Origin of the sequence: Kitasatospora sp. NPDC059803 (genome assembly GCF_042732255.1) — a bacterium.
In the GTDB taxonomy this organism is placed as follows: domain Bacteria; phylum Actinomycetota; class Actinomycetes; order Streptomycetales; family Streptomycetaceae; genus Kitasatospora.
Genome location: NZ_JBHWIJ010000466.1, coordinates 788 through 4,113, shown reverse-complemented (window position 1 = coordinate 4,113; position 3,326 = coordinate 788). Strand labels below are relative to the sequence as shown.

Annotated in this window: 3 protein-coding genes; 2 read left to right on the top strand and 1 reads right to left on the bottom strand. The window is 72.5% G+C overall.

What is annotated here, in order from left to right:
* Nucleotides 1-49: 49 nt before the first annotated feature.
* Nucleotides 50-691, bottom strand: coding sequence for a TetR/AcrR family transcriptional regulator (locus ACFV6I_RS38130; RefSeq protein ID WP_380430744.1), 642 nt, complete (start codon nt 689-691; stop codon nt 50-52).
* Nucleotides 692-1,241: 550 nt separating this feature from the next.
* Here ACFV6I_RS38130 and ACFV6I_RS38125 point away from each other — a divergent pair.
* Together ACFV6I_RS38125 and ACFV6I_RS38120 are read left to right on the top strand one after the other, a co-directional pair.
* On the top strand, nt 1,242-1,595 hold the full coding sequence (locus ACFV6I_RS38125) for a DUF6542 domain-containing protein (protein ID WP_063348134.1): 354 nt from the start codon (nt 1,242-1,244) through the stop codon (nt 1,593-1,595).
* Nucleotides 1,588-3,240 (top strand): LCP family protein, encoded by a 1,653-nt coding sequence (locus ACFV6I_RS38120; RefSeq protein WP_380430741.1) that lies wholly within the window; start codon nt 1,588-1,590, stop codon nt 3,238-3,240. The genes ACFV6I_RS38125 and ACFV6I_RS38120 overlap by 8 nt, the downstream gene beginning before the upstream one ends.
* Nucleotides 3,241-3,326 lie beyond the last annotated feature (86 nt).

Sequence of the window (3,326 nt, the reverse complement as noted above, 5' to 3'; positions counted from 1 at the left end):
GTGTCACGGTCAGGCTTCCGCCGTCACCGCGCCACCGGCACCCGCGCCGTCACCGCACCGCGGGCACCCGGTGGATCCGCAGGAAGGCGTCGACACCGAGCGCCGCGATCCGGGCGAGCTCCTCGTCCGCCACCGGCAGGGCGCCCCAGAACGAGCGCTCGGCGACGCCGTGGAAGGTCAGCAGCGTGAACTGCTCGGCGGTCTGCGGGGCGTCGTCGACGGCCAGCAGGCCTCGGTCCGCGATCACCTCGAACCGCTGCGCGAGGTCGCGCTGCGAGGCGATCGGGCCGGCCTCCAGCCACGCCTCCAGGACGTCGGCCGGGATGTTGGCGACCTCGGCGCGGATGGCCCGGCCGAGCGCGCCGCGGTCCCCGGCCGAGAGGACGGCCCGGGCCCGTTCGACCGCGAAGTCGGTGAGGTCCTGGCGCAGATCCACCACCCGGTCGAGGTGCTTGTCCATCAACTCGCGCATGAGCTCGGTCAGTTCGGCCGAGTTCTGGAGTGCGACGGAGAGGAAGAGGGTCTCCTTGTCGGCGAAGTGGTTGTAGACCGTGCGCTTGGACACCCCGGCCTCCGCCGCGATCGCGTCCATGCTGGCCCGGACGTAGCCCTCGCGCCCGAACACCGCCGTCGCGGCCCGCGTGATCGCCTTGCGCTTCTCCGGCCGTCCCGCTCCGCCCGTCGCCGCCACGGCGCCACTCCTCATCTACCGGGGCTCTCGAAAACTGCCCGGTGTAGTGTCTCCCGAGCCCGCCTGAGCCGGGTTGCCATCGAACAAGGGTGCTCTATGCTGCCTACAACCTCTACACCCGTGTAGAGGGAATTCAACAGCACGCCTGCCCCCGACCGGAAAACGGAAGCCGAGCGCGGGAACCGGCCGGCCGAACAGCAGCGTCCAGAAGTGGCAGCGCACAACGGCTCATCACACGAGGACCGGGCGCAGGCGCCACAGGGGCGCAGAGCACGGGAACACCGGGGGTGAGTGCGTGGCGGGGCGGCGAGGACGGACGTCCAACCAAGAGGCACGCGGGCGAACGCCCGGCCAGGAGACGCAGGCGCGGACGACCGACCAACGGACGACCGACCAACGGACGACCGGCCAGCGGACGACCGGCCGGCAGGCACCGGGGCGGACGACCGACCAGCGGACACCGGGGCGCACCTCCGACCAGGGAGCCCGCCGGCGGGCGAACAAGGCCCCCGCCCGCCCCCGCCCCTTCCCCGGCGGAGCGGCCCTGCCCGTGGCCCTGGCCGTGGGGCTGCCGGCGGCAGGCGCCGGGATCGACGAGCTCTCCGGCCCCGGCATGGGGACGGCCTTCCTGGTGGGCGCCGTGCTCGGCACCGGCCTGGCGGCCGCACTCAGCAGCCGCAACGGCTGGTGGTGGGTCCTCGCCGCCTCCCCGCTGCTGGTCCTGGGGGTGACGGCCGGCGCGGAACTGCTGGCCAACGGCGACGCCTACCAGGGCAAGAACCTGGCCACCGGCTCCGCGAAGTGGGTGGTCCACGACTTTCCCGTGATGGCCGCGGCCGTCGCAACGGCCGCCCTGGTGATCGTGGTCCGGCTGGTCCGGGACCGGAGGAGGGACCATGGCTGAGAACCCGCAGACCCGGGACGGCGGCCGCACCGCCGCGCCCCCGACCCGCCGCACCTCCCCCCTGCTGATCACGGGCCGGACGCTGGCCTGCTCGGTCGCCCTGGCGGTGTTCGCCGCCAGCGGGGTGGTCTGGTACGAGGTGACGTCCCTCACCGACGGGATGACCACCTCCAACGCCATCGCCGAGACCAAGAAGAACGCGCCCAAGCACCTCGACAACTCGGTCAACATCCTGCTGATCGGCCTCGACAGCCGCAAGAACATGGACGGGACGGACCTGCCGCCGGAGTTCGTCCAGGACGAACTGCACGCCGGCCACAGCTCCGACATCGGCGGCTACAACACCAACTCCCTGATCCTGCTGCACATCCCCGCCGGCGGCGGCAAGGCGCAGGCCGTCTCCATCCCCCGTGACGACTACGTCATGACCTACACCGGGGACGGCAAGCAGGCCGGCATGCGCAAGATCAAGGAGGCCTACGGCGAGGCCAAGGAGAAGGCCACCCCGGCCCTCCAGGCGAAGGGGCTCAAGGGCGCGGACCTGGAGAAGGCCGGCCGCGACGCCGGCCGGGCGGCCACCATCCAGACCGTGCAGAAGTTCCTCGACCAGCCCGTCGACCACATAGCCGAGGTCAACCTGATGGGCTTCTACGACATCGCCAAGGCCGTCGAGCCGATCGAGGTCTGCCTCACCCACGACACCAAGGACCCGGCCATGGAGGGCCAGGGCTCCGGCGCCGACTTCCACAAGGGCATCAACAAGCTCAACGCCTCCCAGGCGCTCTCCTTCGTCCGCCAGCGCCACAACCTGGACGGCCCGGACGGCAACAGCGGCGACTTCGCCCGCACCCACCGCCAGCAGGCCTTCATCTCCTCCGTCGTGCACAAGCTCAAGCAGGACGGCGTCATCAGCGACCTCGGCAAGCTGCAGCAGCTGTTCGGCGTGGTGCAGAAGGACCTGGTCATCGACAACGAGTGGAACGTCCTCGACTTCGCCCAGCAGGCCCCCAACCTCACCGGCGGCAACGTCGAGTTCAACACCCTGACCTTCGACGGCTTCGGCACCCGCAACGGCCAGGACGTCAACCTCGTCACCCCCGCGAAGCTCCAGAAGGTCGTCAAGCAGATCTTCGGCTACGCCGACTCCGCCCCGGCCGCCCCCGACGCGGCGGGCGACACGCCCACCCCGGCGGCCTCCTCCGCGCCGGCCACGACCGCGCCGCCCACCACCAAGGCCGCCGCCCCCACCACCGTGGACGTCTTCAACGCCTCCACGGCCGCCGGGGTCTCCTCCACCGCCGAGTCCAAGGCCCTGGTCGCGATGGGCTTCAAGGCGGGCAAGACCGGCAGCGCCGCCGCGAAGCCCAAGACCACCACCGTGGCCTACGGCAAGGGCGCCAAGGAGGCGGCCGACCAGATCGCCGCCCGCTACGGCGTCACCGCCACGGAGTCCGCGTCGGCCCCCGCCGACCGGGTGGTCGTCACCCTCGGCACCGGCTTTACCGGCGCGACCGACGACAAGACCGGCGCCGCAGCGCCGGGCGGCGGCGCGACCGGCTCCCCGTCCGACCCGGCGGCCAACCTGCCCGTGCAGGGCCCGTCGGTCGACGCCCAGAGCGACGGCGGCATCCCCTGCGTCTTCTGACACCCCGCACCTGACGCACCGCACCGAGCCCGGGGGGGGGGGGGCCCCCCCGGGCGGCCCCACCCGGGTGAGCCCGGCCGCCCCCC